The 25,204-nt window shown below is 70.9% G+C and carries 17 protein-coding genes and 1 tRNA gene; 5 read left to right on the forward strand and 13 right to left on the reverse strand.

Translation table 11 applies throughout. The features are described from left to right. Positions 1-66 precede the first annotated feature (66 nt). The 4 genes from VF584_17535 to VF584_17550 all read right to left on the reverse strand — a co-directional run bounded on the left by VF584_17535 (position 67) and on the right by VF584_17550 (position 6,233). Complete coding sequence (locus VF584_17535) at positions 67-2,055, reverse strand: TonB-dependent receptor plug domain-containing protein (GenBank protein HEX8211983.1); 1,989 nt, start codon at positions 2,053-2,055, stop codon at positions 67-69. Further along, complete coding sequence (locus tag VF584_17540; GenBank protein HEX8211984.1) at positions 2,052-3,524, reverse strand: leucyl aminopeptidase; 1,473 nt, start codon at positions 3,522-3,524, stop codon at positions 2,052-2,054. Before VF584_17540 ends, VF584_17535 begins: the two co-directional genes overlap by 4 nt. Before the next feature lie 71 nt (positions 3,525-3,595). Then, the gene (gene icd, locus VF584_17545) at positions 3,596-4,894 is read right to left on the reverse strand and encodes an NADP-dependent isocitrate dehydrogenase (protein HEX8211985.1); all 1,299 of its coding nucleotides are present in this window, start codon (positions 4,892-4,894) and stop codon (positions 3,596-3,598) included. A gap of 205 nt (positions 4,895-5,099) precedes the next feature. After that, positions 5,100-6,233 (reverse strand): citrate/2-methylcitrate synthase, encoded by a 1,134-nt coding sequence (locus tag VF584_17550; GenBank protein ID HEX8211986.1) that lies wholly within the window; start codon positions 6,231-6,233, stop codon positions 5,100-5,102. 224 nt (positions 6,234-6,457) lie between these two features. Here VF584_17550 and VF584_17555 point away from each other — a divergent pair, with 224 nt between their 5' ends. Then, positions 6,458-7,000, forward strand: coding sequence for a sigma-70 family RNA polymerase sigma factor (locus tag VF584_17555; protein ID HEX8211987.1), 543 nt, complete (start codon positions 6,458-6,460; stop codon positions 6,998-7,000). Between the two features lie 292 nt (positions 7,001-7,292). Here VF584_17555 and VF584_17560 read toward each other — a convergent pair whose 3' ends face one another. The 7 genes from VF584_17560 to VF584_17590 all read right to left on the reverse strand — a co-directional run bounded on the left by VF584_17560 (position 7,293) and on the right by VF584_17590 (position 19,527). Next, positions 7,293-7,718 (reverse strand): TraR/DksA C4-type zinc finger protein, encoded by a 426-nt coding sequence (locus VF584_17560; GenBank protein HEX8211988.1) that lies wholly within the window; start codon positions 7,716-7,718, stop codon positions 7,293-7,295. Between the two features lie 224 nt (positions 7,719-7,942). After that, positions 7,943-8,350, reverse strand: coding sequence for a response regulator (locus VF584_17565; GenBank protein HEX8211989.1), 408 nt, complete (start codon positions 8,348-8,350; stop codon positions 7,943-7,945). A gap of 18 nt (positions 8,351-8,368) precedes the next feature. Then, on the reverse strand, positions 8,369-13,717 hold the full coding sequence (locus VF584_17570) for an SdrD B-like domain-containing protein (protein HEX8211990.1): 5,349 nt from the start codon (positions 13,715-13,717) through the stop codon (positions 8,369-8,371). 40 nt (positions 13,718-13,757) lie between these two features. Then, entirely contained in the window at positions 13,758-15,014 is a 1,257-nt protein-coding gene (locus VF584_17575; GenBank protein HEX8211991.1) for a hypothetical protein, read from the reverse strand. 45 nt (positions 15,015-15,059) lie between these two features. Next, positions 15,060-15,569 (reverse strand): hypothetical protein, encoded by a 510-nt coding sequence (locus tag VF584_17580; GenBank protein ID HEX8211992.1) that lies wholly within the window; start codon positions 15,567-15,569, stop codon positions 15,060-15,062. Between the two features lie 284 nt (positions 15,570-15,853). Further along, positions 15,854-17,164, reverse strand: coding sequence for a hypothetical protein (locus VF584_17585; GenBank protein ID HEX8211993.1), 1,311 nt, complete (start codon positions 17,162-17,164; stop codon positions 15,854-15,856). Continuing rightward, a complete protein-coding gene (locus VF584_17590) occupies positions 17,161-19,527 on the reverse strand; it encodes a hypothetical protein (GenBank protein ID HEX8211994.1) in 2,367 nt (788 codons plus the stop codon). The genes VF584_17585 and VF584_17590 overlap by 4 nt, the downstream gene beginning before the upstream one ends. Positions 19,528-19,883: 356 nt before the next feature. Here VF584_17590 and VF584_17595 point away from each other — a divergent pair, with 356 nt between their 5' ends. After that, positions 19,884-20,591, forward strand: coding sequence for a hypothetical protein (locus tag VF584_17595; protein ID HEX8211995.1), 708 nt, complete (start codon positions 19,884-19,886; stop codon positions 20,589-20,591). Between the two features lie 336 nt (positions 20,592-20,927). On the opposite strand, the gene VF584_17600 is transcribed toward VF584_17595, so the two are convergent. Then, positions 20,928-21,010, reverse strand: a tRNA-Leu gene (locus VF584_17600). A gap of 66 nt (positions 21,011-21,076) precedes the next feature. Then, positions 21,077-21,835, reverse strand: coding sequence for a hypothetical protein (locus VF584_17605; GenBank protein ID HEX8211996.1), 759 nt, complete (start codon positions 21,833-21,835; stop codon positions 21,077-21,079). A 148-nt stretch (positions 21,836-21,983) separates the two neighbouring features. Between VF584_17605 and VF584_17610 the strand changes: the two genes are divergently transcribed. From VF584_17610 to VF584_17620, 3 genes are all read left to right on the forward strand, one after another. Next, positions 21,984-22,643: a TetR/AcrR family transcriptional regulator gene (locus VF584_17610; protein HEX8211997.1), complete on the forward strand. Its 660-nt coding sequence runs from the start codon at positions 21,984-21,986 to the stop codon at positions 22,641-22,643. A 42-nt stretch (positions 22,644-22,685) separates the two neighbouring features. Next, complete coding sequence (locus tag VF584_17615; protein ID HEX8211998.1) at positions 22,686-23,513, forward strand: enoyl-CoA hydratase/isomerase family protein; 828 nt, start codon at positions 22,686-22,688, stop codon at positions 23,511-23,513. A gap of 150 nt (positions 23,514-23,663) precedes the next feature. Next, a complete protein-coding gene (locus VF584_17620; GenBank protein HEX8211999.1) occupies positions 23,664-25,118 on the forward strand; it encodes an aldehyde dehydrogenase family protein in 1,455 nt (484 codons plus the stop codon). Positions 25,119-25,204 lie beyond the last annotated feature (86 nt).

A 25,204-nucleotide genomic window follows, 5' to 3' on the forward strand; every position in this document is an offset into this window, starting at 1 on the left:
GTGTGGCGGAGCCGCGGTGGATTTTCTCGTCCGCGGCTCCGCCTCTTCGCTTCGGGTTCATCGTCGTCAGTTCCTGAAGAACCAGCGCACCCCATACAGCGCGCGCGAGCCGGCGATACGGGTGCCGGGGATGTCGAGGCCGGGCGCGTTGAAGGCGTTGTCGAGGCGGTAGAAGACGCGCACGTCCACGATGCGGACCTGCACGAAGAGGTTGAAGACGGTGTAGCGCGGGGTGAGGACCGTCGTCTCCTCGGTGTCGCCGGGGAGGGTGCTGCGGCCGCGGCCCACCGCCTCGATCCGAAACAGCGGCTCCAGGTTTCCGTCGCGGTAGACGTTGCGGAACTCCAGCGCGCCCCGGCCGAAGTAGGTCGGGAGGTAGCGCCGCGTCACCGTATCCAGGCGGCGGACGAACCAGCCGTCGAAGCGCACGGTCTCCCAGAAAACCGGCGCGGACGCGTACCCCTCCAGCGCCGTGACCGCGCCGCCGTCCGCGAGGCCCGCGCCTCGATCGAACGAGAGGCCGTAGGGCGCGACCGACTCCACGTCGTGCGCGACGAACGCGGCGCCGAGCTGGTACGGGCCGCGCGCCAGCTCGGCCCCCGCGCGAAGGCCGGCGAGCGTCGGCTCCAGGAGGCGGATCACGCCGATCGTGTCGGGCACCTCGAGCGGGGGGCGACCCACGAGCCCGCCAAAGGTGCGCAGCGAGAGCGCGGTGTCGGCCAGGAACGGGATGGCGCGCACGCCGGCGCCGATCTGGCCGAAGACCGTGACGCCGGCGAAGGGACCGGCCCGCACCATCGCGTCCGTCTCGGTGCCCGCCTCGCCGCCGAGCGTGCGCAGGCGCACCTCGCCGCGCGCCGTCAGCCAGGGGAGCGGCGCCAGGACGGCGCGCGCGGAGAGCTCGCTGGCGTTGGGCGCGTACGACCCCTCGTTGCCCCGGTGCAGGCGGAACGCGCCGGAGACGTTGCCGATGCCGATGTCCATGGTCGCGCGGCCGAACCCCTGCACGGAGCTGACGTCCGCGTTGATGGAGTCGGCCGCGGCGGGCGACTCGCGGCTCTGCCCGATCCCCGCATCCACCCAGAGGCGGTTCAGGAAGCGTCCGCGCCCGCGCAGAACGATCTCATTGCGGTCGAGGCTCTCCTGCAAAAAGATCGCGCTCCCCGCCTCCTGCTCCGTGTCGATGGCGGAGCGGCGGTAGTCGAGCTGAAGGCCGAAGTCGGGGCGGAACTGGTAACTAAGGCGGCCCATCAGCGTGTTTATGCTGAATGGGTCCAGCCGTCGGAATCCTGCGCTCTGCGACAGGTCGAGCCCCGCCTGCATCATGAACCGCCGCCCCAGCGGGCGCGAGAAGTAGCCGCGCAGGATCCGCGAGTTGAAGTCGCCGTCCGCGCCCTCGATCATCGCGAAGGCGCGCGCGTCGGGGAGGCGAAAGGTGGAGATCTCCACCCGCACCTCGTTCAGGTCGCGCTCCACCCGCAGCGCGGTAACGTCCACCAGCGGGATGCGCTGCAGGTCGAAGGAGGCGCCGTTCAGCGCGCGCATCTCCCAGCCGTCCAGGAAGACTCGGAAGCGCCCGCCGCCGCCGCCCAGAAGCGCCACTCCCGCCGGCCGTCCGAAGTTGCCCGACCGGGTGATCAGGATTCCCGAGATGCGGTCGAGCAGCTCCAGCAGCGTGAGGCTGTGGTAGCGGCCCAGCTCCTCGCGCGTGAACTCCCACACCGCAGCGCCGAAGCTGGGCGCTCCCGCCGCGACCGGGAACTCGGGAAAGTTGGGCGCAGGCGTGAGCGTGTCCGCCGCCGCCGAGTCGCGCGCCGTGCTGTCGGGGCGCGGCCGGTCCGGCAGGGTGTCGGCGCGCAGTGCCTCGGGCGGCACCGTCACCTGGATGGTGTCGCGGCGCGGCGGACGAGGCACGGTGTCGCGCGGTGCCGGGCGCGGAACGGTGTCGCGCGGAACCTGCGCGGCGAGTGGAGACGCCGCGAAGTGCGCACCGAGGGCCGCCGCGATGATGGCGGCGGCCCGGAGCGGGGCGCAGGGGCGGAGGATCCGCGTCAACCCGTCCCCGCGCGCGCCAGCACCCAGTCTACGAAGAGGCGCGTCGGCACCCCGGTGGCGCCTTTCACCTGGTACGACAGCTTCCCCTCGCCCCACGCGGTGCCCGCCACGTCCAGGTGGGCCCACGGGTACGACACGAACTCGCGCAGGAACCAGCCGGCGGTGATGGCGCCGGCCGGGCGCCCGCCGCTGTTCTTGATGTCCGCGTAGTCGCTGCGGATCTGCTCGCGGTACTCCTCGTACATGGGGAGCTGCCAGCAGCGCTCGCCCGTGCGGTCGCCCGCGGCGCGCACCTCGGCGATCAGCGCCTCGTCGTTGCCCATGACGCCGGTGGCCTGGTGCCCCAGCGCGATGACGCAGGCGCCGGTCAGCGTCGCCGCGTCCAGCACGGCAACCGGATCGAAGCGGCGCGCGTAGGAAAGGGCGTCGGCCAGGATCAGCCGCCCCTCCGCGTCGGTGTTCACCACCTCGAACGTCTTGCCGGAGTGGGCGCGGAAGATGTCGCCCGGCTTCATGGCGCGTCCGCCCAGCAGGTTCTCGCTGGAGGGGACGATCCCGATCACGTTCGCCCGCACCTTGAGCTCACCGATCGCCTGCATGGCGCCGAGGACGCCCGCCCCGCCGCACATGTCGAACTTCATCTCCTCCATCCCCTGCCCCGGCTTGATGGAGATGCCGCCCGCATCGAAAGTCAGCCCCTTACCGACAAGCACCAGCGGCCGGTCACCCTCGGCACCGCCGCGGTGCTCCAGCACGATGAAGCGGGGCTCCTCGTCGGTGCCGCGCGCCACGGCCAGGAGGGCGCCCATCCCCTCAGCCTCCATCTCCGCCGGGCCCAGGATGGTGACGTTCATCCCGTGCTCGCGACCGATCCGCTCGGCCACATCCGCCAGGTAGGTGGGCGTGGCGATGTTGCCGGGGAGGTTGCCCAGGTTCCGCGCCAGGTTCTCCGCGCGCGCCGCGATCTCGCCGATGCGCGCACCCTCCGCCGCGGCGCCTTCATCCGCGCCGTCGGGGAGGAGGATGGTGACGGAACCGAGCTCGACCGGCGCGGACTGGCCTTCGGGGAGCGCCTTCAGCTCGGTGAAGGTGTAGGCGCCCAGCACCACGCCCTCGGCAACGGCGCGAGCGGCCTCGTGCGCACCCACCGCGCTCGCGGGAAGGAGGACGGTGGCCTCGGCGGCGCGCGCCTTCGCTGCCTGCTTGGCGGCGATCCCGCCCAGGCGGCGCAGCTTCTCCGCCGTCAGCGCGTCCGCCTTCCCCACGCCTGCCAGCAGGATGCGCTCGGGACCGGAGGCGGGGTAGAGGAGGACGCTCTCCCCTTCCTTGCCGGTGAGATCGCCGCGGGCGTGCGCGGCGGCGGCCTCGGCGCCGAGGGCCGCATCGGGAGCGGCGCCCTCGAAGACGGGGGCCACGAGCAGCGGGGTCCGCTGCCCGGCCGGGCCGGCGCGGCGAACGGAGATCTTCATCAGGATGCTTTGCTTGCCATGGGAAAACGAACCGCCCGGCGTCGCTTGGATTGCCGGGCGGCACGTACACCCTACATGTGGGCGATGATCCGGCGGCCGAACTCGGAGCACGACACCTTGGTGGCGCCCTCCATCAGCCGCTCGAAGTCATAAGTAACGGTCTTGGCGCTGATCGCGCCTTCCAGCCCCTTGATGATCAGGTCCGCAGCCTCTCCCCAACCCAGGTAGCGGAGCATCATTTCGCCCGAGAGGATCACCGAGCCCGGGTTGACCTGGTCCTTGCCGGCGTACTTGGGCGCGGTGCCGTGCGTCGCCTCGAAGATGGCGTGACCAGTAACGTAGTTGATGTTCGCCCCGGGGGCGATCCCGATGCCGCCCACCTGCGCCGCGAGCGCGTCGGATACGTAGTCGCCGTTCAGGTTCAGGGTGGCGATGACGTCGTAGTCCCTGCCGCGCGTCAGGATCTGCTGCAGGAAGGCGTCGGCGATGGAGTCCTTGATGATGATGCGCCCGTCGCCCTCGGCCGTCTTCTGCGCCTGGTTGGCGGCATCCTCACCCTGCGCGTCCTTGATGCGGTCGTACTCGGCCCAGGTAAAGACGCGGTCGCCGAACTCGCGCTCGGCCAGCTCGTAGCCCCACGTCTTGAAGGCGCCCTCGGTGAACTTCATGATGTTCCCCTTGTGCACCAGCGTCACCGAGCGCCGCCCGTTCGCGATGGCGTACTCGATGGCCGCACGCACCAGGCGCTCCGTCCCCTCGCGCGAGACCGGCTTGATGCCGAAGCCGCTGGACTCGGGGAAGCGGACCTTCTTGAAGCGGTCGCCAAAGTTCTCGGCCAGCAGCTGGCTGAAGCGGGCCGCGTCGGCGGTGCCTTCCTCGAACTCGATGCCGGCGTAGATGTCCTCGGTGTTCTCGCGATAGATCACCATGTCCACGTCGCCCGGGCGCTTGACGGGCGAGGGGACCCCCTCGAACCAGCGCACCGGCCGCACGCAGGCGTACAGGTCCAGCACCTGGCGCAGCGCCACGTTCAGCGAGCGGATGCCGCCGCCCACGGGGGTGGTCAGCGGCCCCTTGATCCCCACCAGGTATCCGCGGAAAGCGTCCAGCGTGGCGTCGGGGAGCCAGCTCCCGGTCTGGTTGAACGACTTCTCGCCGGCGAGCACCTCCATCCAGTGAATGCGCCGCTTGCCGCCGTACGCCTGCTCCACGGCGGCGTCGAAGACCGGCTGCGAGGCCGCCCAGATGTCGGGCCCGGTGCCGTCGCCCTCAATGAAGGGGAGGATGGGCTGGTCGGGAACCTGAAGCGCGCCGTCGCGGATCTCGATGCGCTCGCCGCCCGCGGGGGGAGTGGGCTGCCAGTCGGACATGGTTTCGGCTCGGGGTAAGGTTTGGGGTGGACGGAAGTGCTAAGTGCTAAGTGCTGAGTGCTTAGTGCCTAGTGCCCAGTAAACAAGCGCTTGGTCCGCACGCGGGAGCCACTGAGCACTTGGCACTGAGCACTTGGCACTGCTGTTAAAAAAGGCGCGGCGGGCACTCCGCCGCGCCCCCGAAGGCGGTGGTCCGCCGATGTCGCTACCGCTCCGCGATGGGCTTGACCTTGAGGTCGCGCGGGCCCACGTACTCCGCCTCGGGGCGGATCAGGCGGTTGTTGGCGTACTGCTCGAAGAGGTGCGCCGTCCACCCCGGCGTCCGCGCCATGGCGAACACGGCGGTGAACAGGTCCATCCCGATGCCGAGCGTCGTGTAGACCGAGGCCGAGAAGAAGTCGACGTTGGGGTAGATCTTCTTTCCCTTGGCCTCCATCTCCTCGCCCATCACGCTGCGGATCTGGTCCGACAGGTCGAGCCACTTGGTCTCGCCCGCTTCGGCCATGATCTTGTCGGCCAGCTCGCGCAGCACGGTGGCGCGCGGGTCGGTGGCCTTGTACACGCGGTGGCCGAAGCCCATCACCCGCCGGCCGCCGGCGAGCGCGTCCCGCACCCACTCCTTGGGCGTGGTGCCGCTCTCGTCGATCTCGCGGAGCATGTTCATCACCTCCACGTTCGCCCCGCCGTGCGACGGACCCTTTAGGGTGCCGATCGCCGAGGTGATCGCGGAGTAGACGTCCGACAGCGTCCCCGCCGTGACGCGCGCGGCGAAGGTGGAGGCATTCATCCCGTGCTCGGCGTGCAGCACGAGCGCCACGTCCATGGTGCGGATGCGCGTCTCGTTGGCCTCTTCGCCGTTGAGCATGTAGAGGAAGTTGGCCGCCGTGCCCAGCTCGTCCTTGGGCTCCACCGGCTCCAGCCCGCGGCGGATGCGGTCGTACGCCGCCGTCACCGTGGGGAGCTGCGCGGTGAGCAGGATCGCCTTGCGGCGCAGTTCCGGCTCCGAGTTGTCGTCCGAGTCGGGATCGTACATCCCCAGCGCGGAGGTCACCGTCCGCAGCACGGCCATCGGGTCCGCGTCCTTGGGAAAGGCGCGGATCATGTCCATGATCTCGGGGCGAACGCGGCGCTGCGCCGCGATCTGCCCGTTCAGCTCGTCCAACTGCTGCTGGGTGGGGAGCGAGCCGTTCCAGAGGAGGTAGCAGACCTCCTCGAAGGTGGTGTTCCGCGCGAGGTCGTCGATGTCGTACCCCCCGTAGATCAGCTCCCCGTTAGCCCCGTCGATCCAGCTCAGCCTGGACTGGCCGACGACCACCCCTTCGAGACCCTTGGCGGCCATTTCCGCTTCCTCAAGCGCTTGTGCGAACGTAAGTTTGGCGACTCCCCGCCGGTGTACCGCGGTGCCCCGGCGGGCGCCCCGCGGCGGTGCAGCATCCGGGCCAGCGGAGGCGGGCCAACATAGCAACGCCCCCAGCGCCTCGCAAGGTGAAACCGGGCACCGTGAAACGGCGTGCGCGGGGCGGCGCGGTCGGCGCGGCCCCGTTTTTCCATGTGCTGTGCCCCGTGCACGATTCCACTGACTCGGAGCTGATCCAGCGCATCCTCGACGGCGAGGGCGAGCGCTACGCGATCCTGGTGGAGCGCTACCAGGATCCGCTCTTTCGTCATGCGCTCGGCATGGTGGGCGACGCGGACGCGGCGGCGGACCTGGTGCAGGACTCGCTGGTGAAGGCGTACACGCGCCTCCACACCTGCAACGACCCGTCGCGCTTTGCCGCCTGGATCTTTCGCATCCTCCGCAACCGCTGCCGCGACTGGCTCAAGAACCGCCGCCAGCACACCGTCGAGCTCAAGGACGACACCGCCTCCACCTCCGACGACGACGACCCCGGCACCGTCCTGGAGCGGAGCGAGCTGGGCCGCGTGGTGGAAGCCGCCCTCGCCCGCCTCCCCGAGGCCCAGCGCGAGGCCTTCCTCCTGAAGCACGTGGAGGGTCTGTCGTACGAGGAGATGGCCGACCGCCTGGAAACGGGGATCAGCGCGCTCAAGATGCGGGTGATGCGGGCGCGGGAAGCGCTGCAGCTGCTGCTGCGGGACGTGGTGTGAGGGAGGGGGCCCCCTCCCCCCGACCCCCTCCCCCGCCTGCGGGGGCGCAGGCGGGGGAGGGGGAGAACTGCAGTCCGCGCCGCATGGATCTGGTAGGGGCGCGATTCATCGCGCCCACCCTTGCCCCACCCCGACCCTTGCCTTCGCACCCATCCCGTAGGGGCCGCCCCGTGTGGCTGCCCGTGCCTGCCCCCAACACCACCGCCCGCACATCCGCGCAGGCCTCACGTCCCCTCTCCCACGGCTGTTTGTGGGAGAGGGTGGCAGCTGTAAGCTGCCGGGTGAGGGCCTCCTACTCCCCCGCCCGCGACGCCTCCCGCGGATCGGCCGCGTCCGCCGCGCCGGTCTCCTCATCCACCGCGCGGGCGTCTTCGGCGCAGAGGGTGGTCTCCGGGATCACCTCCAGGCGCTCCCACTCGATGTCGCGGCCGCAACTGGCGCACTTGCCGAAGTTCTCGGGATCGTCGTAGAGCCGCCGGAGCGCGTCGTCGATGGCATAGAGACGGCCGCCCTCCATGCTGGTGATCATGAAGTCCTTTTCCTTCTCCTGGCTCTCCGTCGCGAGGTCGGCGGGGTGGACGCGGTACTGGCTCAGCTCGCCCGCCCGGTCGCGCAGGTCCTGCACCTCCGCGTCGTGATGCCCGATCGCGTCCAGCACCTGCTCGCGCTCGCGGATGAGGAGGCCCTCCACGGTCGTGCGCTGTTCTTCGGTCAGCATGCGTGCTCCTGTCTGTCGTCGTGAGCGGCGCCGTGCGGGCCGCGTGACGCGGTCGTCTACAATGTCCGTGCCTGATGGTAGAGGCGGTGCCGTACAGGGGTGCGGAGCGGGGCCGTGACACGGGCGTGATAAATCACATGCGTACGTACAAGAAAGCGGAGGCGCCGAGAGGAGTTCTCTCAGCGCCTCCGCGTCTCCGCGTGAGCCTGTTTCGTTTTCGCCAGCTACGCGGCGGGCGGGAGGAGCGTGGCGGTGAGCCAGGCGCTCAGCAGGGGGAGGAGGTGCTCGTCCTTGCTCAGCGACGCCTGCGCGCCGACCTCGCGGGCGCGCGCCGCCAATCGATCGGGCGCGATGCCGCTCACGAACACCGTGGGCGTGGTGGAGAAGTCGGTGATGCGGCGCAGCTCCTGGTGGACCTGGAAGCCGTCACGGCCGGGCATCTCCACGTCCAGGAGGAGGGCGTCCGGGCGGGTGGCGGGCCCGCCCTGCGCCCAGGCCAGAAGCTCGTCGCCGGTGCCGAACCGCACGACCTCGAAGCCGTGCCGGTCCAGCCACATGGAGACCACCTCGGCGTGGATCTCGTCGTCGTCCGCCAGGGCGACCAGCGGGCGCTTCGCGTTCGGGAGTGCCATCGAAGTGTGCCTTGGTTCTTATCGGTCGCGCGCGATGCGCTCGCGCCAGAAGTCCGCCGCGCTGGTCAGCGCGCTCTCCGTGAAGCGCACGCCCAGGGTGGCATAGAAGCCGCGCCCGCCCTGCTGCGCGAAGTCGGGATCGATCAGGTTGCCGAAGCGGTAGCCGCCCTCCACCTCAACCCGCGGCCCCAGCGCGGCCACCAGCGCCGGCGCCAGGTTCCACCGGGAGGCGCGGCCGGTCGCGTCCAGCAGCACGCGTCCGTCCATCCGCATCGAGAGCGGGCCGCGGATCTCCTGCTGGAGGCGCGCGCCGCCGAAGTGCGCCAGGTTGGACACGGCGCCCAGCCCCGAGCTGCTGTCCTGGCGCGAAGCCCAGCGCACCGCGTAGCGCGCGCCGATCTCCGTACCCTTGCGCACGGCCCACAGCGCGTCCGTGGCGCCGATCAGCCGCCGCTCGGAAAGTGCCGACGAGCCCACGCTCCCGGCGAGGAGCGGGTTGACCGTGTTCCGCCACTCCAGCTTGGCGAGCACGTTCAGGTCGTTGTGCTGCGCCGGGCGCATCGCCAGGCCCAGCAGGGAGCGGTCGCGGCGGGCGAGCTGCATCCCGTTGCCCACGTTGCGGTTGTCCTGCCACCAGTCGTGCCGCGTGAGGAGCGCCGCGGACGAGCCGATGGGAAGGTCGCCCGCCACGTCGATGCGGTAGCCCTGGGCCTCGGCGCCGCCGTGCAGCTCCGCCCGCGCCGAGAAGCGCAGCGCGCTGTCGGTGGGGAGGTACTCGACCCCGGCGCCCGTCGACCAGCGGTCGCGCTCCGTCTGCGCGAAGGGAAGGGCGCGCGTGGGGTCCAGGAGCGAGGCGCGGTTGAGGCCGAAGTGGCGCTCGGCCAGCACGTTGAGCGCCCAGCCGCCATTCAGGCTCAGCCGCTGGTTCCAGCCCAGCACCGCGGAGTGCGAAGCGCGCTCGGTGTCGGCGCGCTCCAGGCCGCCCCACATCTGCCCGCCCAGGATGGCGCCGGTCCGCACGTTCACGGAGCTGAGGCCGTAGCTGCCGGCCGAGTCGCCGTGCGTCGTAACCCAGCGGTGCGTGCCCTCGATGCGCGTGCTGCCGAAGACGCGGTACGATGCGCCGAGGCCCATCTGGTCCGGCCGCGAGGGAAGCGTCGTGCTCCCCAGCACCGGGCGCCGGTCGGAGAGGACGTGCGCGCCCTCCAGCCACACGTCGGCGCGCGGCGTCACCGACAGCGTCATCTTGCCCAGCGCGGAGGCGGCGGTGCCGCTCCCGTCGTTGTCGCTCGTCATCCCCGCCTCGGTCACCAGCGGGCGGCCGGCCACCACGTTGCGGCTGCGCAGCATGGTGCTGGCGCGCTCCATCCCGAAGCCGTCGAAGCGCTGGCGGTCGTGCGTGATGCTGAAGCTGTTGGCGGGGGAGAGCCGGAGCTCGCCGATGGCGCGGATCTCCTGCACGCCGGCGCTGAGGCGCGGGTCGGTGCCCGGCGCGAAGCCGGCGCCAACCTTGAGCCACTCGGCCCCGATCCGCGCGCGGTCCTTGAACAACGACACGGAAGCTTCCGCGCGGCCGGCGAAGGCCGACGAGTCGGGCCGCTGCGAGCGGAGCATCTCGCCACGCAGGGAGAGGGAGCCGCGGCGCAGGCGCACCCCGGTGCCCAGCAGGTCCTGCCCGCCGAAGCCGGACGTCGGCTCGCCGCCGTCGCGCACGCCCATCACCGAGAAGGCCAGCGAGTCGCCGGTTGCGCCCATGCGAAGGATGCGGGCGGCGTCCACCTCCATCCGCACGCCGCCTACGAAGCGGGCCTCGCCGCCCGAGCGGCTCTCCAGCATCGCCACCACGAACACCGGGTTGCCGGCAAGGTCGTTGGTGGGAACCGGGTGCTGCAGGAGCACCTCGCCCGTGGCGTAGTCGATCTGGTAGTCGGACCAGCGGACCAGCTCCTGGCGCGAGATCACGCGGGCCGCGTTCTCACGGGCGCGCACCTCAACGGCCACCCGGTCGGTGCCCGGGCGCACGGAGTTTCCGAAGCGGTACGGTCCGGAGGTGCCGTTGCCGCGCACCTGGCGCTGGGCGAGCACCTGGTCGGTCATGCTGCCGAAGCCGCGCCACGTCACCGCGCCGGTCGCCACGCGCCCGGTTACGCCGGTCAGCGAGCGGCCGTACGTCCCCAGCCGCGGGTCGCCGCCGAAGTCGCCGGTCTCCACGTCGCCCATCGCCACCCAGTCGTAGCCGCGCTCCACGCGCGCCGAGACCTTCTGGGTGGAGGAGGAGAGGACGCGCCGCTCGCTCCCGTCGCCAAAGGTGGGATAGCGCGACTCGTCGTTCGGGTCGTAGCCGCGGGCGAAGAAGTCGTCCGCCTGGCTGCCGCGGCGCGAGTCGTAGGAGACGCTCACCGTGGTCTCGCGGCCCACCGAGCCGCGCACCGTCACCGCGCCGAACGCGTCCGGCGCCGCGCCCACGCCGATCTGCCCCACGCCCGTCGCGATCAGCGGGCGGGTGGAGGGAAGGACGCGCAGCGGGATGCGGCCGGCGGCCTTTCCCGAGGAGAGGCGGAGTTCGCCCGGGCCGACGATGTGGCCGGGGCGCACCGGCACGAAGAGCATTCCCGCGCTGTCGGCGCGCAGCTGCTGGCCGGGGGAGGCCGGCTCGCGGTCCGCGCCCAGCGGCTCGGCGCCGGAGCCTTCCACCGTGACGGCGATGCCGCCGGCCAGCGGGACGCCCCACGTGTCCAGCACCCGCACCCGCACCGTGTCGGCGCGCGGGGCGCCGGCGTGCAGCGCGGCCACGGTGCCGTCCACTTCGAAGCGGCCGGCCTCGCCGGAGACGTGCAGGGCGAGGCTGTCCGCGCGCTGCTGGCCCCACGAGTTCTTCATCTCCACGCGCAGGCGGTGCGGACCGGCGCCCACCTGCACGCCGATGAAGTCCGCCACGCCGTCGGGGCGCAGGGTGGCCTCGGCGATCGCGGAGTCGCCGTCGAAGAGGCGCACCGTGGCGCCCGGCTCGCCGCGCACGCCCACGAAGACGCGGTTGGTGGCGATCACCGCGCCGTCCGCCGGGGCGAAGAAGCGCACCGCCGGCCCCGTCGCGAAGCTGCTGGCGGCGTCCGCCTGGCGGGCTTCCTCGGTGCGCGCGGGGGCCACACGCGGGGCGGCGGGGAGCGAGTCCTTTTTAACCGGCGCGTCGGCGGAGGGCGCGACCGGCGCGGCGGGGCCGCCGCCGACGGTGCGCTCGGCCGGGGCGTTGGGGCCCGTGACCGTCACGGTCGCGGCGCCGCCGCGCGGCACCAGGCGGAAGTCCACGCGCGGCGTCGTCCACCCTTCCATCCGCACGCGAACCACCGCGTCCTGGGGGCGGGCGAAGCCGAAGCCGGCCGGCACGCCCACCGTGTCCACGCGCAGGGCGTGCGTGCCGACGCGCACGTCGCGGAAGGAGAAGCGGCCCTCGCGGTCGGTGGTCACCACCTCGCCGTCGGCGCTCCACACGTCCACGCCCGCCACGCCGCGCTCGCCCGCTTCCTGGCGGCCGTTGTCGTTGGCGTCCATCCACACCTTGCCCACCAGGGTGCGCACCTGCACCGCGAAGCCGCCGCGCATCCGCACCCAGGCGCTGGCGGTGTCGCTGCGCAGCGTGCCGCCCTCGGCCGTGGCCGTGGCGCGGTTCTGCAGAGCCCGCGCGTCGCCCGGCGACACCACCGTCGCCACGTACGAGACGGTGCGCGTGGCCAGCGCCGGCAGCTCGCCGATCCAGAAGCGCACGGTGTTCCCTTCCACCCGCGCGCTGTCGGCGCCGGTGAGGCGCCCTTCCACGTAGCGCAGCCCCGCGGGGAGGATGTCGATCACCTCGACGTTGCGCAGCGCCACGCTCGCCTTGTTCTGCACGGCGACCGTGAAGGGGATCGCCTCGCCCATGGCGGCTTCCAGCACGCCGGCCGTCTTGGTGACGACCAGCTCGTCGCCGTTGAAGCCGAGCGCCTTCAGCCCGCCCGCCTCGGCCGTCACCGGTGACGCGTTGGCCGCGCGCAGGGTGGCGCGGTTGACGATGGCCGCATCCTGGGGACGCGCCACGACGCGCACCGTCAGCACGGCGCTGCCCGTCTCGCCCGGGCGCAGCGAGCCAAGGCTCCAGCGGACCACGCGGCCGGCCACTTCGGCGCCGCGCTCGGCGCGGATGAACTCGAGCCCGGCCGGCAGGGTGTCTTCCAGCACCACCTGGTGGGCGGTGACGGCGGAGCTGTTGGTCCAGGTCAGCCGGAACTCGGCCGTCTGCCCCACGCGAACCGTGTCCGACCCCGCCAGCTCCTTGGCCAGCGCGAGCTGCGCGCGGACGAGCTGCGTCTCCACCACGGGCGAGTTGGCGCCCATCGGCGGAGTGTCGGGGAGGCGCTCCACGTTCATCGTGGCGGAGTTGCGGACGGGCTCCGAGCCCGCCTCCGCGCCCACCACCGCGCGGAAGGAGATGCCACCCGCCGCGCCGGCCGCGATGGCGCCGACCCGGACGCGCACCAGCTGGCGTCCGCCGGCGATGCGCTCCACCGAGCCCGCGTCGCCGTCGGCGGCATCGGTCAGCGGCGCGCCGTTCAGCGTCAGGGAGCCGGGGACCGCGCTCAGCACGGAGGCGAGGGTGTCGGTCACCTCGGCCGCGCCGGAAGCGGCGTCGCCCGCGTTGGCGTAGGTAAGGGTGTAGCGGAGGGTGTCGCCCGGCGTCGCGTCGGAGCGGTCCACCGACTTGCCCAGCGAGAGCGCGGCGAGCGGGCGGCGCACCGTGACGGTGTCGCGCACGGAATCCGTGACGGTCGGGTCGGCCGTGCTGGTCGCCTTCACGTCGATCGCCGTGGAGCCCATGTCGGGCGCGTTGCTGGGTACTTCAACCACGAGAAGGAGCGCCGCGGACTCGCGCGCCCCCAGGGGGACGGGACCCGAGACGAGGAGATCCCCCGCCCCGAGCACCCCATTTCCATCGGTGTCCAGGTACAGGCGGATGGTCCACCCCGACGGCCCGCTGGCCGCCAGGGTGTACCGGTCCGCCCCATTGCCCACATTCTCCAGCCGGTGCGCAAAGACACGCCGCTCGCCCGGGACGAGCGCCGCCGACTGGGGCGCGGTGATCCGCACCCCCGCCGTGATCTTCACCACCACCGTCGCCGTCGCCTCCGCCGTGCCCACGAACCCGTCCTGGGTGCCGAAGGTGGCGGAAACGCGGTTGACCACGAGGACCGTGTCCCCGGCCTGGGCCGTGGCGGCGCGGGGCGCCCCCACGGTTGCCAGGCCGGCCACCCATGCGGCGGCCAGGGCCCGGCGGACCCAGCGGGTCCGGCTCGGGTCGCGGGCGACCATGCGGGTGAGAGTGCCAGTAAAGGACATTCGGATCGGTTCCTGTTTACGTGATCAGATCGTCGGTTGACTACTTGACCCGCACGCGAATCCAGAAGAACCTGCTCGCGCCCGGCGCCAGCGTACCGGTGAGCGCCGCGCTCACGGTGCCGCTGCTCTCGGTGATCGTCCACCCCGCCGCATCCGACGACGTGGAGACGTACGTCACCTGGCTGGGCAGCGCGTCGGTGATGCCGAAGCCCGTGCCCGTGAGGGTTGCCGCGGCGCCGCCGGTGTTCGTGACGGTCACCTTGTACTGGATGTACTGCCCCGGAAGCACGCGGTCGGAGGAAAGCGGCCCGCCGATCGCCGTGGTCTGGTTGTCGTCGAACACTTCCTTGGTCATGCTGATCGCCGCGCGCACCACGCGGATCACCCGGTTGCCCGGATCGCTCACGCTCGCGTTGTTCGCGGAGGTCGCGGTCAGCACCAGGCTCTCCGTGGCGCCGGCCGCGGCGCTGTTGGATACGGTGTAGACCACGTCCACCGTGGTGCTGCCGCCCGCGGAGAGCGTCACGGAACCGCCGGTCCCCGCCGCGCCGTTCACGGACACGATGCTCAGGATGGTGCCGGCCGTGGCCGAGAGCGTATACGTGTCGGTGCGGTTGCCGGTGTTCTGGACGGTGAAGGTCTCCGTGTACGTGGTCGGCCCCGTGCCGCTGGGAAGCCGGTCCACCGTACCGCCGTCCGGCGTCACCACGACCGCCGCGGCGACCGCCGGAAGCACGTTGGTGGTGGAGCTGTCGGTGGCGCCGGTCACAGCCGGCGTGCGGCGCGAAGTGGCGGTCAGCGACACGGGGATCGTCTGGCCACCCTGGCCCGGAGCCACCGTGTAGACCACCGTCACCACTATGCTGGTCCCCGCCGAGATCGGCGTGCCGGCCAGCGCCGCGTTCAGCTCGGCCAGGGTCGCGTAGGTGGTGCTGCCGATCTTGTAGCCGGTGATCGTCACGCCCGCGGCCGCCGTGGTGGAGGCGGTCACGCTGTCGATACCGTTACCAGTGTTGAGGATGGTGAACCCGATCTCGTTGCCCGTGCTGGGCGACGCGGGGGTCACCGACACCGGCGACTGCACGTCGGGGCCGGCCTTGAAGCCGACCAGGACGCTGACGCTGGCCGTGGCCGGCGAGTACGTGTTGCCGTTCGCGTCGGTCCAGGTTGCGCTCGCCGTGTTGGTGATCGTCGTCCCTTCCGGGGTCGGCGTCACCACCTGGGCGTGAGCGGGCCTGGCCGCGAACGGGGCGAGCAGCAGCCCCGCAAGGGCTACCCGCCGTAGAGTCTTGTTCATCTCCTGTGACCTTGGACTGGGGAGTGGGGATGGGATGGGATGGGCTTACTGGCTCCGCTCGGGAGACGAGCTCCCGAAGCGGGTATCGAACTCCGCGACGACCGTGGCCCCGGGAGCCACGAAACCGCCGACGGTCCAACGCACGTGCGTGTACTTCTCCGGCGCGGCGGCGCGCCGCACCTGCCGGCCGTCCACGACTACGGTCTCCATCGGCTGGACGGAGAAGGTCTTGCCCCCGTCGATGGAGTACTCCGCCCGCGCATCCGTGCGGGCGGTCCGCGCCGAACCGGCCACGAAGGCCATCCCGGGCGCGATGGGGTTCGCAAGCACCGGCCGCACCGGCGTACGCTGCGGGTTGGTGAAGGCGATGCGGTAGCGCACCACGTCGCCCGGACGGACGCGGTCGTCGCCGCGCGGCGTGCCGCGGGCGGCCAGGTCGGCCGCGGTGCGGTTCTGCGCCGTCACGCGCAGCGGGCCGGGCGCGGCGGGCTGCTGCGCCGCGGCGGGGGCCGCGGCAAGGGCAAGCAGTACCAGGAGGCGTGCGATCGACTTCATGGGAACCTCGCCTTTAGGGATGAGATCGGCCCGCAGCGGACCGGTGAGTGTACTCTTTCGGTGGTTCTGGCAGGGCCCCATGAAGCGTGTCGTTCATGGCCGGCCCGGCGTGCGGACGGGAGTTCGCACGTGTACTCCTAATACAAGCGGCGGGCCGTGGCGCCCGCCGCCTTAACTCATTGCCAATCAGTCACTTAGGGAGAACAACGGAGGGTTCCGGCAAGGAACGTGTGCCCAAACGGGAACGGGGGACGTTCCCATTTGGGCACACGTAGTCTGGAGGGCTACCCGCGGACCGCGCCTACCTTTACCTCGAGCTGGTACGGCTGGAGCTCGCATCCGGAGCCCGTGGGTAGGTAGATGACCTCGGTCCGCCGCACGTTCGGCTCGGCGAAGACGCCCACGCCGCGGAACTCGCCCACCCGCGTCACGTCGCCCGCGCGCAGCAGGCGCGGCAGGCCGAACTTCACGAAGCGCCGTCCTTCGAAGACCACCGGCTCGTCCGCGACGAACCAGGGTGCGGCCGCGGCGGATTCGCCCTGCGGAAGAGCCGCGGTGAACGGCTGTCCGGCGACGGTCGTGTCGCCCGACAGCGGGTCGCGCTGCGCGGCTACGTTCGCCAGCGTCCCGTTACTGATCACGCACACCTGGATCTGCTCGAGCTGCGGCGTCACGGGCTCGGGAGCGGGCGGCTCGGGCGCGGGGGGCTGCGGCGCGGGGAGCGGAGCCGGCGGAGCGATCGGCTTCGGCGCGCGCGCCGCACGACGGCCCAGACCGACCTTGAGGCCGATCACGGCGCGCGGGGTGAACGTCAGGCGGTCCTCTCCCGCGGCACCTTCAACTACGTGGGCGGGCGAGTCGTACGCGTGCACCGCGATTTCGCCGAACGCCTCCACGTCATCGGTGACGCGGGCCAGGCTGATCCCCGCCCCCGCCACCGCCATCCCCGTGGTCGAGTAATCCGGGTCGGTGGATACGCAGACTCCCGACGGCGTCCACGACTCGTGGGGGACGCACGACTCTTCCCCGCCGGGCGCCATGAAGTCGCCGATGTCGGCCGTGTAGCCGCCGCCGCCCACGAAGAGGTAGACCGTCTGCAGGAGCCGGTTGGGCGTGGAGAGGACGAACGGACGCATCACCAGGTCCACGTCGTACAGGTAGCTGTTGACGACGCGCGTGCTCTGGTCGAGCCCGCCCTGCTCGGGGAGGTTCTGCGGGAGGTACACCCCGTGGACCCGCACCCCGAAGCGCGGGTCCAGCCAGAGCTGCGCGAATCCGCCAAAGGTCGGCGCGTACCCAGGGTCCCATCCCTCCTCGCCTTCCGCGCCGGGGGTGGTGAACCAGTCCGTGGTGTACGACCCGCCTGTGTGGATCCCCACGTCCACCAGCGCGGTGTGCCCCGGCCCCATCCCCTCCTGCGCCGCCGCCTCCCCCGCCCCGCCCGCCGCCAGCGCAAAGGCGAGCGCCACCCGCAGCCACCTGGTGCGCGGACGCACGGAGACGCAGAGCGCGCGCGGGGAGCTCTCGCTCGCGCCGCTGCACGTCTGCGTCACGTCCGTGGCCTGGGGCACGCGCACGGGTGGGGAGGGGTTCATTTTATTCGCGCTATGAAGGCGAACTGCCCGTCCGAGAGGGAGGCACCCGCGGGGAGGTCGCCGGACAGAGTCCACACGATCCGCCGCACGCAGCTGTCGTAGCCGCCGGTCACCATGCACGCCGCGTTCCCGCCCGGTGTGATCGCCGCCCCGGTGCTGTCCCGGTACGCGACGGCGGCGGTCAGCCCCGACGGCAGCGTCTGCGAAACGCTCCCCACCTTGAACATCACCTGCGTGGGCACCGAGTCCGTGACGGTCACGGCGCGCGCCGCGTACTCGCCCACGTTCGCGATCTTGAGCGTGTAGGTGAGGTCCGTTCCCGAAGCGAGGGTGCCGGTGGGCGACACCGTCTTGCTGAGGGTCAGCACCGGCCGCACGCGCCGCACCTCGGCGAAGCCGTCGTCGCGCAACAGCGTGTCGCTCACGGCGCGCGCCCTCAGGAACTGCGTGTTCACCGCCGTGTCGCCCGCGAGGACGCGGTACCACACCGTGTAGACCGTCGTCGTGCGTCCGCCCAGCGGCACCGTTGCGGTGGCGTACGAGGCCGGCGTCGCGATCCCCGGACCGGTCACGCTGTCCACCGCGATGAACACCGCCGCGGCTCCGGTGGCCGTGGTGCGAAGCGAAAGGGCGTACGTGCCCGGTGCCGGCGACAGGTTCTGCACGTTGAACGCCTGCCCGTACGCGCCGCCCGGCAGCCGCGGCGTCGGCGAGGCGAGCCCGTCCGGCGTCACCGAGATCGAGGACTTCATCGTCGTCGTCACCCGCGAGGCCGGCGCGGTGCCGTTGTTGTTCGTCGCGTCGCTGTCGTAGCTGCTGGAAGACGCGGCTCCCACGTTCACCATCGACCCCAGCGTCGCCGGCGCCACCACGACCACGGTGTCCGTCCGCACCGCTCCCGAGTCCAGCGTCGCGAGCGAGGGCCAGGTGAGCACCCGTCCCACCAGCGTGGGGGTGCGCGTGGCGCGCACAAAGGTCACGCCCACCGGGAGGGTGTCGCTCAGGACGACGCCGTATCCTCGTTCCGGCCCCAGGTTGCGGACGGTGAGCACGTACTTGATGGTGTCGCTCACCACCACCGAGTCGGGCCCCGTCTTGGTCACCGAGAGGTTCGCGGTGCCCACGGTCACGGTGGCCGAAGCGGTCTGGCCGAGCTGCGTGGTACCGGTGATCGCCCTGACGCTGTTCGTGTACTGGCCCGCGGCCGCGATTGTGGCGGTGTACTTGAGCGTCAGCGATCCCTGCGCGGGGATGGCGTACGGCGTCGGCTGGCTCCCCCGCCACACGATCGTTCCCGTACTTCCGGAGGCGGGGAGCGAGCCCGTGGTCACCTGGCTCCCCGGCGCGATCCCGCCGTAGACTACCCCGCTAGGGAGCACGTCGACGATGGAGTCGACTTCGGAGTTGTAGGAAGACGGGTTGGAGATGACGACCGTGTACGTGACGGTGCTGCCGGACGGGACCGCGGTCGGCGTGACGGACTTCGTGACGACGAACGGGTTGGTGGCGCCCGGATAGCTGATACCCACCCCTCCCGCGAAGTTCTGGTAGTTCGACGAGTACTTGAGCTGCGTGCCGCTGTTCTGGTTGGAGTACGGCCTCGCCAGCGTGGTGACCCCCGCGCACAGGTACTTGAAGTAGTAGCGTATGACGATGGTGTACCCGTTCCCCGTGGCGCTCGCGGTGGCCGTGAAGTACTGCTGGTTCTCCGTTCCCGTGGGGATCGCGGGGACGTTGGACGACGTCACCGTCGTGCGGACCAGCTGGAAGCAACCGCCGCTGAATGTGTTGTTGCCCGCCGGCTGCAGGTTGTACGTGTCGTTGGCGCTGGCGCCGCCGAAGTCGTATGAGACGTCCATGGTGATCGTCTGCCCCACCACCGCGCCGGCGCCCAGCGTCGCGGTGTTCACGATGCCGCCCGCCTGGGCGCTGATCATGCTGCTGGTGGTGACCGTGCCGATGCCGGTGGTGGAGCCCGCGGTGTTGTCGCTCACCGACACCACCAGCGCGTTGCTGATCCCAAAGGTGCACGGATAGCTGACGAACCACCACAGCGTGCGGCTCGCGCCCGGGGCCAGCGTACCGATCCACTGCCCGGCCGCCTGCCCGCCCGCCAGCGTGATTCCTCCCGCGAAGCCGGAGATCGTGCTGCGCAGGTTCGTCTGCGTCGTCCCGGAGGTGTTGGTCACCTGGAAGGAGACGTAGGCGGCCTGGGGCCCGGTGCAGGGGGTGTTGCTGTCCAGCGTGAGCCGTGGGCTGCTCACCATGGTCACCGACACGCCTGGCGCGGCCCACGCGCCGGGCGCGAAGGCCAGCAGCGCGAACGCCACGGCGAACAGGATGGTTCGGAGTCTCGCAGACATAGGCAGAGGCTTACTCAGTACCGAGGGAGCCGGGCGGGAAAGATATGCGGGCCGCGGGTGGGACCGGCGCGGAAGAGTCATACAAGATGCGCACCGTTTGGCTCAAGTTCCGCAACGTGTTGTGGCGCCGCCATTTGCGCATTACCGCCACGCCGGGAACCGGGATGCGCGTTCCCATCAGGGAACATGCTTACGTTCCCGAACCGGAACGAGCGCCGAAGCGCCCTTGGAGGCCCGGCATCCGCATACGTTACTTATCACGGAATCGCGAACGTTCCCCTTGCCACGGAGGCACCCACTCGCTTAACTATTGCACGCCTGGCATAACTTGTAACCACCGCACGCCTGGAGTGACGATGTCGAGCGATCCGACGGACGTGGAAGCGGCAAGGCGCGCCGCGCAACGGGCAGCCGCACGAAAGCGCCAGGCGAGCTTCAGGGCCCGCGAGCGAGCCCGCGGCCTGGAGATGATCACGCTCAAGGTACCCGCTCCCATGCGGGGCGCGTTCGCCCGTCTCGCCACGGTGGTGCAGTCCGACCACGACGCGCTGGACGGCTCGTTCGACGAGATCCGCGACGCGCTCGCGGCCTGGCGCGCCCGCCCCATCTCATCCGATGCCCCAGCCGCCGAGCCACCCGCGGCGAGGCCGCAGCCTGCCGATGCCGCTCCTCCGCCGGCTGCGGCTCCTCCCGCGGAGGAGACCGGCCCGGATCCGTACGACACGTGGGTGGACCTGGCGGGGCTCTGGTCTTCCTCGGCCATCGTCGGCTCGCTGACGGATTTCACGGTTGTCGTGGCCGACCTGGAGGGCTCCCTCTACACCCGCTGGACCGCCCAGCAGCGGCGCCCGAGCGGCTACGTGACGGTCGACGCATACGTGCGCGGAGCCCGGAGCGGTCCCCAGGACGCCGTCGTGAGCACCGGCCGCATGATCCTCGGTGGCCGCGACCTGGAGCTGCGCGCCGTCGTCACCTCCCCCGCGCGCATGGAGGCGACCCTCACCGAGCACACGGCGGACGGCTCACAAACCGTTCACGAGGCGGTCTTCACGCGAGCCGGTTGATCACACCCCGTCATCCTGAGCGACGCGCCGCACGGTCCTCTTCTCGGCTCCAATCTCCGGCGCGGAGCGAAGGATCTACTGCGCGTTCCGAGGGGCTCGTCCTTACCCGCTGGCCTCTTGCCTCGCCGGCTAGATTCTTCGGTCGCCGCGAGAGCCTGAGCGAGAATGCGAACCCCGGCGTAGGCGGCTCCCTCAGAATGACAGAACCCGCGAGACCGCTTCAGCGGTCTTCCCGTAGTTCCAGCCGGGGGATTCTCCCCCGGCGTTCATCCCCCGGCGTTCGCCCGCCGAAACGAACAAGGGCACCTCCCGCGAGGTGCCCTTGTTCTATTTGCATGCTGCGGGTGGGACTCGAACCCACACGGGATTACTCCCGATCGCTTTTGAGGCGATTGCGGCTACCATTACGCCACCGCAGCCAACTGCTCACGTCCGCCGCCATCCGGGCGACGAGGCCACCAATGTAACCGGCGGCGGGTGCGGATTCAACGTCCGCGTGCGCCGCCCTCCTGGTCGATGAGCTGCAGGGCGTACGTGGCACGCTGCAGCGCACGCATCGGCTCGCCCATCGCCACGCCCTCGCGGGCGCCGCGGAGGAGGTGCCGCGCGCGCAGGAGGTTGGCGGAGGGGTTGGGGGTCGTGTCGATGCGCCGCTCGGCGTCGCGCACGGCGCGGAGAGCGACGGCCAGCGGAGCCCACGCGCGCGCGGTCTCGGCCAGCAGCACGATCTCGCGAACGGCGCCCGCCGTGTCGCCCGCGGCCATGCGCGTGCGGGCGCGGGCACTCCCCTCGCGCATCTCCAGCTCCGCGCGCGCGAGCTCGGGGAAGCGGCCGCCCTCGGTGCGAAGCGCGGCGCGCTCGACCCATTCGTCCGCCGCGGCGAGGGCGACCAGCAGGAGACGCGCATCGGGGTGGCGCAGGGCGGCCGCAGCCTCGCGGGCGGCGCGGTTCTCCAGCAGGAGCGCTCCCTCGATCTCTCCCGTCTTACGCACGCGCGAGGCATCGGCAAGCGTGGTGCGTGCGGCCGCCCCCTCCGGTGCGCTGCCGGGGAGCGAGCCCAGCCAGGTGCGTGCCGTGGGGAACCCCGCCGGCTCCACCACCGCCACCCACACCGAGCCCCCTGCCTCCCGCACGAACGACCCGGGGGCGGTGGGAAGGTCGGCGCAGGCGGCCGCGGTGCACGCGAGCGCGGCGGCGAGCGCCCGGAGCGGAGGGCAGAAGCGATGCGGCATACGGATCGCCATCGAAAGCGGGGTCCAGCCGGGGAGAAAATCCAAGCTAAACAGGGGTTTGTCCCCCGTCAAGCAAGGGGCGGGCCGTGGCTTGACACCCCTTCTCGGCGCGGGCTAGGTTGTTCGGACGTTCGATACATCCGCCCACTCAACCCGGAACATGACGGACGAGCGCAGCGCGTACGACGAGAAGCTGGAGAGCATCCTGCGGACGGCCGCGGCGATCTTCGCCGAGAAGGGCTATCACCAGGCGAGCATCCGCGACATCGCGCGCGCCACGGGCGTATCGCTTTCAGGGCTGTACTACTATTTCAACAGCAAGGAAGAGCTCCTCTTCCTCATCCAGGACCACGCCTTCGGCACGCTGCTGGACAACCTGGAGCGTCTGGTGGCGGACGAGGCGGACCCCCAGCGCCGCCTGCGCCTGCTGATGGAGAACCACCTGCGCTACTTCATCGCCAACACGCCGGAGATGAAGGTGCTGTCGCACGAGGGCGAGTCGCTCACGGGCGAGTTCCGGCGGCGGGTGAACGCGAAGAAGAAGCGGCTGACGGAGCTCGCCATGGAGATCCTCCGCGAGCTGCGGCCGGACGGCGGGGTGGACCTGCGGGTGGCCACCTTTTCGCTGTTCGGGATGATGAACTGGCTGTACAACTGGCACCGCCCGGAGGTGGACGTCCCCATCGACCAATTGGTGGACGACATGCACCGGATCTTCGTGGAGGGCTTCCTCCCCCCGGGCGCCGCCATGTCCGACGCCGCCCGCGCAGCCGCGCCGGGCGACGCGCACCCCGCGATGTGGCGCTCCGAGCAGCCCTGACCGGCGCGCACACCGTTACTTATTACAACACCCGGAGCAAAGATGGCGAACGCGACCACCGAAACGCAGGGCGACACGAAGACGCTGGTGCACTACGAAGTGCAGGAAGGCGTCGCGATCTTTACGCTCGACGATCCGCCGGCGAACACGTACACGCACGAGATGATGGTGCAGATCGACGCCGCCATCCTCCGCGCGCGCTTCGACCCCACGGTCGACGTGATCGTGATCGTGGGCAAGGGGGAGAAGTTCTTCTGCGCGGGGGCCAACATCAACATGCTCCAGCAGGCGGACCCCACCTGGAAGTACTACTTCTGCCTGCACGCCAACGAGACGCTGCTGCGGCTGGAGCACACGCCCAAGCTGGTGATCGCGGCGCTCAACGGCCACACGGTGGGCGGCGGGCTCGAGATCGCCATGGCGGCCGACCTGCGCATCGCGCGGCGCGGCGCGGGCAAGGTGGGGCTGCCCGAGGTGGCGCTGGGCGTGCTCCCGGGCACGGGCGGCACGCAGCGCCTCACCAAGCTGGTGGGCACCTCCAAGGCGATCCAGCTGATGGTGGAAGGGACCAACTTCGACTTCGAAGAGGCCGAGTCGCTGGGGATCGTCAACAAGGTGCTGGACGCCGGCTCGCGCGACGAGTTCCTGGCGCAGGTGCTGGAGTACGCGCGCCAGTTCACGCGCCCCGGCAAGGCCACGTTTGCGGTGGGCAACATCAAGCGCTCCTGCCAGAGCGGCGCCGAGCTCCCGCTGGAGCAGGGCCTCGCGCTGGAGCGCGAGCTGCAGGCGCTCCTCTTCAACTCGCAGGACGCCAAGGAAGGGCTGAACGCGTACGTGCAGAAGCGGACGGCGCAGTTCACGGGCAAGTGATAACTGCAGGGATTACGGATTAGGGATTAGGGATCAGGGAACAGCAGAAGCACCGCTCCTGGCCGGGGCTGTCCGCTTCGAGTTTCCCTGATCCCTATTCCCTATCCCCTGAATCCCTATTCCCTAGTCTTGGTACCCATGGCAGACCACATGATGGACATCCAGCCCGGACAGCTCTACATCGGCGGCGAGTGGCAGGCCGCGGAGTCCGGAGACACCTTCGATACGATGAATCCGTCCACGGCCGAGCCGCTGACGCAGGTGGCGGCGGCGGCGGAGGCGGACGTGGACCGCGCCGTACGCGCCGCGCGCGAGGCCTTCGAGAACGGCCCCTGGCCCGGGATGGACGCCCGCGCCCGTGGCCGCATCCTGTACGCCATTGCGGACGGGCTGGAGGCGCGCGCGGACGAGCTGGCGCGCATGGAGGCGATGGACAACGGCAAGCCGGTGAACGAGGCGCGCAAGATCGACGTCAAGGAGTCGATCGACTGCTTCCGCTACTACGCGGGGTGGGCGGACAAGATCGAGGGCGAGGTCATCCCCGTGCCCGGCCCGTACCTCAACTACACGCGCCGCGAGCCGATGGGCGTCTGCGGAGCCATCATCCCGTGGAACTACCCGCTGCAGATGGCCGCTTGGAAGGTGGCGCCGGCCATCGCGTGCGGGAACACGATGGTGCTGAAGCCCGCCGAGCAGACCCCGCTCACCGCGCTGGAGCTGGCGCGCGTGGCGTCCGCGGCGGGGCTCCCGGCCGGGGTGCTGAACGTGCTCACCGGCTTCGGCGAGTCCGCGGGGGCGGCGCTGGTGAGGCACCCGGACGTGGACAAGATCGCCTTCACCGGCTCCACCGAGGTCGGCAAGATCATCCAGCGCGAGGCCGCGGGGTCGCTGAAGCGCGTGTCGCTGGAGCTGGGCGGCAAGAGCCCCAACATCGTCCTGGCGGACGCGGACCTGGACGCCGCGGTCAAGGGCGCCTCGATGGCGATCTTCTACAACGCCGGCCAGGCGTGCACCGCCGGCTCGCGACTCCTGGTGGAGGAGTCGGTCCGCGACGAGTTCGTGGAGAAGCTGCTGGCGCGCGCCGGCAAGCTGAAGGCGGGCGACCCGCTCGACCCCAAGACCCGCCTGGGGCCGCTGGTGTCGCAGGAGCAGATGGACCGCGTGCTCGGCTACGTGGAGAAGGGAAAGGCGGAGGGCGCCGAGCTGCTGACGGGCGGCGAGCGGGTGGAGGTCAACGGGATGCGAGGCTACTTCCTGAACCCCACCATCTTCGACCGCGTGACGCCGGAGATGACGATCGCGCGCGAGGAGATCTTTGGCCCCGTGCTGGGCATCACGACGTTCAAGGACATGGACGAGGCGATCCACATCGCCAACTCGAGCATCTACGGCCTGGCCGCCGCCGTGTGGACGCGCGACATCGGCAAGGCGCACCTCGCCGCGCACCGCCTGCGCGCCGGCACGGTGTGGATCAACACCTACCACAACCTGGACACCGCTTCCCCCTTTGGCGGCTACAAGCAGAGCGGCTACGGCCGCGAGCTGGGGAAGCACGCGCTCGACCTGTATACGCAGGTGAAGAGCGTGTGGGTGAGTCTGGGGTAAACTGAAAGTGCTAAGTCCTAAGTGCCAAGTGCTGAACTACGATTCACCAGCACCCAGCACTTAGGACTTAGCACTTAGGACTTCTT

Origin of the sequence: Longimicrobium sp., from assembly GCA_036389135.1 — a bacterium.
Lineage (GTDB): Bacteria > Gemmatimonadota > Gemmatimonadetes > Longimicrobiales > Longimicrobiaceae > Longimicrobium.